Annotated in this window: 3 protein-coding genes and 1 pseudogene; 2 read left to right on the plus strand and 2 right to left on the minus strand. The window is 58.3% G+C overall.

Features of this window, described 5'->3' with window-relative positions; genetic code table 11:
• Window positions 1–24: 24 nt before the first annotated feature.
• Complete coding sequence (locus BGIM_RS0116090; RefSeq protein ID WP_020470778.1) at window positions 25–582, minus strand: hypothetical protein; 558 nt, start codon at window positions 580–582, stop codon at window positions 25–27.
• A gap of 78 nt (window positions 583–660) precedes the next feature.
• On the opposite strand from BGIM_RS0116090, the gene BGIM_RS62945 reads away from it, so the two are divergent.
• Window positions 661–1,368, plus strand: coding sequence for a hypothetical protein (locus BGIM_RS62945; RefSeq protein WP_157369049.1), 708 nt, complete (start codon window positions 661–663; stop codon window positions 1,366–1,368).
• 484 nt (window positions 1,369–1,852) lie between these two features.
• On the opposite strand, the gene bamA is transcribed toward BGIM_RS62945, so the two are convergent.
• On the minus strand, window positions 1,853–4,207 hold the full coding sequence (gene bamA / locus BGIM_RS57605; RefSeq protein WP_020470781.1) for an outer membrane protein assembly factor BamA: 2,355 nt from the start codon (window positions 4,205–4,207) through the stop codon (window positions 1,853–1,855).
• 358 nt (window positions 4,208–4,565) lie between these two features.
• Here bamA and BGIM_RS64850 point away from each other — a divergent pair.
• Window positions 4,566–4,888 (plus strand): annotated as a pseudogene (locus BGIM_RS64850) (hypothetical protein); the annotation flags it as partial.

Raw genomic sequence — 4,888 nt, forward strand, 5'->3', positions numbered from 1 at the left:
CTTCATTCCTCAAATCACCCGTGCTCAGTCTGGAAGATTGGCCGGAAGGTTGGCCGGAAGTTGCACAGGGACGTCGTGCTTTTCGAATTGATCGCGAATGTCCGGCAGGGCTTGTTTCATGAGGTCGCCGAGGGGAATTCGTTCTTGCGGGGCATTTTTGAACGAGCAATCGAAGTAGTAACTGTAACTCTTGCCCCGGCGGGTGGTTTTTTCCTCGACGACCACCACGACCTGCCTCAAGTCGTCGTAGCGGACATTGTGAACGATCTTGTCCCACCAGAACCCGTGGGTGGATTGAAACCCGTCATCGTTTACAATGACGCGGTCCATGAACATGCCGGGCGCGACGGCTCCGGCCAACAGCGGTCCGACAATCATCGTGAGAACGCCCCAGAATCGCTTCTCTTTGCGGAACAACACAAGCCCCGCCGGAATTGCCGCCAACCCGGCGACAATCAGGAGCGCCGGCCCCCAAGATTGGAACGAATAGACAATGCCGTCTTGTTCCACGGCCCGTTGATAACACCCGCCGAGAAGGACGCAACACATCCCGACGGCGACGCAGGCCAGACGATGCCTCATGAGACAGCCTTTTCAAATGATGTGATCTGATGAACACTGACATCAGAATATCTCGCCCAAAGGCGCCGGGAAAGCCGGGTGAAAAGGCGAGAAAGAAAAGCGAAGAGAAAAGGTGAAGACAATCTCGCACAAAGCCTCAAAGAACGCAAAGAAGACAAAGGCATTGGGAATCAATTCGCTATTTCTCTCCTTTGCGGATTTGGGAGAGAGTCTTCTTCAACTCGATGCAAGATCGCCTTCCATCCCCCGGATGGCTTGGGCGAAGGCCACATAAGCGACAAGGTCGCTGGGGTCGCCGCCCATGGCGTGATTGATCACTTTCTCAAACGGGAAAACATCGGAGAAACCATCCTTCAAGCTGATTCGCATGGTCGGCGCTTCGTCGGGTTGTTTGATCCACTCGTGCGCGGCATGACGCCGGAGGAGTTCGCCAAGGCAGGCGCCGACCGGCTTGACGAAGTGCCAGTAAAAATCGTCCTGCGCAAATGCCCCCTTCAGTTTGAAAATATCCCGAAAGGCATCGTCGAGTTTTTGCGCCGTGTCATCACAATCATTCAGATCAAGCCGGACATTCAGTTTGCGTTGAAACACATCGACGCATTCATTGGCCAATGCCTCTATCTCGGCCAATTCGATCCGCCGAACCTCGTTCAACGCCTAGCGCTTGCTATGGCGCGCATGGAGAAGCCCGGTGAGGATGAACAACACAAACAAGCCGGCCATCCCGCCGCCAATGGACCATACCCACACCATAAGCGAGCCACTCCACACGAGCCATCAGTTTGACAAGCCGGTTTCATTATCGGGGCCGAACGGGGTGTGGCAAATCTTTCTGGCACACGTCAGCAGCTTGTATTCGCCCCAAGGGGGCGCTCGAGAATAGCCAGGGGCGCAAGCCCCTGGAATCACGTCATTTTAAGGGTTTTTTGCCCCAACGGGGCAGCACATGTTAGTTGTGCCACCCCGTTGGGGCGGATTCCTTTTGGCGATCGTTGCCCAGGGGCTTCCGCCCCTGGCTATTATCGAGCGCCCCCTTGGGGCGAAAACCAACTGGCGAAAACCGACCGGACAGGCATGCCAGAAAGATTTGCCAGACCCGGCCAAGGGAATATCCGTCCAGGCTTGCGGGCGATTGTGGTCGCCGCCTGTCCGGGACATGAAGACGGAAGCAAAGTCTTTTGAGACATCGAAACAGAGAAGTGTTTGAAAGCGAGACTATTCGTCGTGATGACACGCTTTTCACGTGTCATCACGAGATTTTTCCCTGCGATTACTGGCCGAACATGCCGACCCAGAAGCTGAAGACCTGGCGTTTGTCGCCGGGGCCTTGGGTGAGCGGGAAGCCGAAGTCGATGGCCAGCGGAACCGGGCCGAGCAACTGCGGCATCGAGATTCGCAACCCGACCCCGGCGGTCACCCGGTAATCTCTCAAACTCACGCTCGTGTTGACGGTCCCGGAGTCCACGAAGCCGACGACGTACAAACTGTCGCTCGGCACCACCGGGATCTGATACTCAATGCTGTTGAGGAACGCGAAATCACCCCCGGTGTTCAAGTCCGCATAGTGCGGGCCGACGCCGCGAAACTGGAAGCCACGCATGCTGCGGAAACCCCCGGCGTAAAACCGTTCGTACACCGGCGCGTCCGAAGTCGTGAACGATGCTTGCGACCGCATGGCCAGCACGTGCTTGCCGCTGCCGTCGAGCCGCGAGTAAGTGTTGAAGAAGTTCGTGTATTCCACCGTGCCGATCGGATATTGATAATCACCCAGCACTTGTTCGACGTTCACGTCAAACACGCTGCCGGAGGTGGGTCGCAGGTAATTGTCCCGCGAATCGCGCCGCAGGCCGATGCCGGTGCCGACGAGGAAGCTCTGGCCTTGATACTTCGTGATCGCGGGCGGGGCGTAATACGGAATCCCGGTGACGTCCACCCCTTCGACCCGCACCGAGGCGTTCGTGCTCCAATATTGGCTCAGCCGCCGGCCGACCGTGACCCGGCCGCCGAACCGGCCTTCGGTGTATTCGTTGAAACCGCGGGTGTAGTAGTAACCGCTGACGCTCAACGAATAGAGGCTGTCAAACAATCGCGGGTTACGCCAGCTCGCCGTGTACCGCTGGTAAATGTTCCCCGGCACGGCTTCCAATCGCAGTTCTTCACCGCCGCCGCGGAAAGCCCGGCCGTCGAGGACTTCCTCAAAACTCGTCGGAAACTTCAGGATGTCGAAGTTGCGTTCGTTCAGCACGATGCTCCCGGTCACCCCGGCGTCCGAGTTGATCCCGGCCCCGAGGAGGAAGCTCCCGGTCTGGGCCTCCTGCACGGTGACGAGCAAATCCTTGAACGGCGAATCCCCCTGCGGATCGACCACCTCAATGGTCGGCTTGATGCCGTTCTGCGGTTCGTTCTTGAAGATGCCGAGCCGGTTCAGGTTGTCCTCGGCCGTCTGGATCATCGGGTATTCGAGAATCTGCCCCGGATAGAGGGGGATTTCCCGGCGGATAATGTTGTCCCGCGTGATCGGATTGCCGATGATCCGCACTTCGCCGACGCGCACCTGCGGCGCTTCGATCACCTGATAATGCACGTGAACGACGCCCTTGCCAGGCTCCGGCTCCGGGTGTTCTTCCTTCACGCCGACGGGGCGGCCCGAGTATCCATAGAGGTCGCGGATGCGGCGAAGGTCGGCCGTGATCGTCGTCTTGTCGTAGAAGTTGTTCTCCCGGAGATCGGTGAACTCCAGCAGTTTGTTCTCGTTGTAAACGGTGTTGCCGGAGATTTGCAGCCGGCCGACCTTGTAGCGGATTCCCTCGGCCACGAAGAAGGTGACCGTCACATAGCGATGGTCCGCCGAGTAGGTCAGTTCCCGGCTCACCCGCGTGTCGAGGAAGCCGAGGCCGTGATAATATTCGGTGAGTTTCACCACGTCGAAATCAATCTGGCCGGGGTTGTAGTCCCCGCCGATCAATCCGGCGATCTTGGCCCGCGAAATGGTCAGTTGCTCCCGCAGGCGGCCGGCCGTGATGCCGGATTCATGCACGCCGACGAACTTGAAGTCAATGTCCTCAATCTTGACCACCGGGCCTTCGACGATGTCGAAGATCACCCGGCGGTCGTCCAGCTTGGTCCCTTCGCGGATGGTGACGCTGGCATGAACGCGGCCGGATTCCTGGTATTTGCGCAGGATGTTCAGCCGGGCTTGCTGGTTCATGTGCGGGGACATGGCCATCCCCCGGCGCAAACCGGTGAGGATGTCCAGTTCGGTGCGGCCAATGTGGTCGGCCCCGAGGTATTGAATGTCCGAGATGAAACTGGTGAGTTCCGTCACGTACAGCATGACGGTCACGCGACCATCGGGCTTCTCAATCGTCCTCAACTCAATCCCGTTGGAGGTAAACCATCCTTTGGAATAGAGTTTGTCAATCGAGGCGCGGATGGTCTCCTCGACATAAGTCTGTCCGGGCCGGACTCCGAAGACAGCCAGAATATCCGGGCTGCTGCGCAGACTGTTTCCCGAGACGACAACGTCCGAGATTTCCTTGCCGCCAGGCGCGTCGGCCTTGGCAACGGAAATCCCGAGGACGAGCGTTGCCATCACGAGCGTTGCCGTGCGGATCCAACCGATCATGGTCCACTCCTGGACGTGTAGACACTTCCTGCGCGAAGATGTGCCATACGCGACTGGGAAAAACCTGTCAAGTCAGCCCGCTGGTTTGCCGACAACGCCTTTTGGGGATTTGGCGAAGCACGGGATTTCCCCAGAACCCCCGGCTTGCCGGAACGAGCCAAACAACGGGCGACTTGCCAAACTAAGCATTCGTCCGGGGTTGATTGTGAGATTTTCTTGATTTCTCTTCACGCTGGTTGTTGAACCCAAGAGCCCCACTGCGTGAGCGGCAGTCGTGTGAAGATCTTTGGAAATCGTAACGTCTGATGAGAGCGGGAGTTATTATTCGCGTTGAGGCGGTTTTGAGCAGGAGACGGGGATGGAAACCCAAGAGATGCCGTTTGAGGCGAGTGTTTTAATGCGTCTCCCGCTGGCGGAGGCGACGCTTCGGTTGATGCGGCATGTGCTCGATCCGGCCGAACTGGACCGGTTGTACGACGAGTTTCGGGGAGGGTGTTACCAACGTCAACTGACGTTTTCCCAAATGGTTCAACTCATCGCCGATTGCCTGCTCGGGCCGGCGGAAAGCGCCCGGGAGCGGCTGTTGGAGGCGGACGAACAGGACGAACTCCCGGCCACGACCCGGGCTTTTTACGACAAGCTGTCCCGGTCTCCCATTGAGGTATCCGCCCGGCTGGTCGG

Source organism: Zavarzinella formosa DSM 19928 (assembly GCF_000255705.1).
GTDB lineage: Bacteria > Planctomycetota > Planctomycetia > Gemmatales > Gemmataceae > Zavarzinella > Zavarzinella formosa.

Coding starts and splice junctions, on each gene's coding strand:
- bamA (WP_020470781.1), bottom strand. CDS start 4,207: ATGATCGGTTGGATCCGCACGGCAACGCTCGTGATGGCAACGCTCGTC.
- BGIM_RS0116090 (WP_020470778.1), bottom strand. CDS start 582: ATGAGGCATCGTCTGGCCTGCGTCGCCGTCGGGATGTGTTGCGTCCTT.